At 34.6% G+C, this 240-nt stretch carries 1 pseudogene; it reads left to right on the top strand.

The features are described 5' to 3' along the window. Positions 1–30 precede the first annotated feature (30 nt). Positions 31–240 (top strand): annotated as a pseudogene (locus BPMYX0001_RS25355) (HBL/NHE enterotoxin family protein); the annotation flags it as partial.

Here is a 240-nt window from a genome sequence, read left to right as displayed (position 1 = left end):
TAAAAAGACAATAGTGAAGAGGTGTACGGAATGAAAAATAAAATAATTACAGGATTTTTAATAACATCCATTGTTACTGGGGCGAATATTCCTATCAATGCTCTCGCAACGCCAATCGTTAAGGCAGAAACGCAACAAGAGAACACGGATATTTCCTCATCATTACGAAAATTAGGTGCGCAATCTAAATTAATCCAAACATATATAGATCAAGCTTTAATGAGTCCTAATGTACAGCTT

The sequence above is a fragment of the Bacillus pseudomycoides DSM 12442 genome (assembly GCF_000161455.1).
Taxonomy (GTDB): domain Bacteria; phylum Bacillota; class Bacilli; order Bacillales; family Bacillaceae_G; genus Bacillus_A; species Bacillus_A pseudomycoides.
This window is presented reverse-complemented; position numbering and strand designations above follow the sequence as displayed.